General features: G+C 52.8%; 1 protein-coding gene. It reads right to left on the minus strand.

The window, feature by feature from the left end; translation table 11 throughout:
- Positions 1-107 precede the first annotated feature (107 nt).
- Positions 108-254, minus strand: a 147-nt coding sequence (locus R0J87_RS22555) for a YheU family protein (RefSeq protein WP_498889119.1), incomplete at its 5' end; no start/stop codon positions are given.

The raw sequence follows: 254 nt of genomic DNA on the forward strand, positions 1-254 counted from the left end.
CTAACGGAATCAGTTAGTAACAGGGCCAGAGAAAGCAGTCAAGTTTCACGGGCCCGTGCATCGGCGTCAGCTTCCGTTTTCTGCTGCCGCTTTTCATTATGGCAGCTTTATTCTGCGCTCAGTGAACGGCGCAGTTTAATATCAACCGTTTCATGGAGTTCAGAGAACATAATCACTGCCTCGCCACTATCCAGTTGCTGCCTGACTCTGGCGACCTTCTGCGCCAGACTCAGCTCGCGCTCGCCATAGTCCGT

Origin of the sequence: Halomonas sp. SIMBA_159, from assembly GCF_046536035.1 — a bacterium.
GTDB classification, from domain to species: Bacteria; Pseudomonadota; Gammaproteobacteria; order Pseudomonadales; family Halomonadaceae; genus Vreelandella; species Vreelandella venusta_A.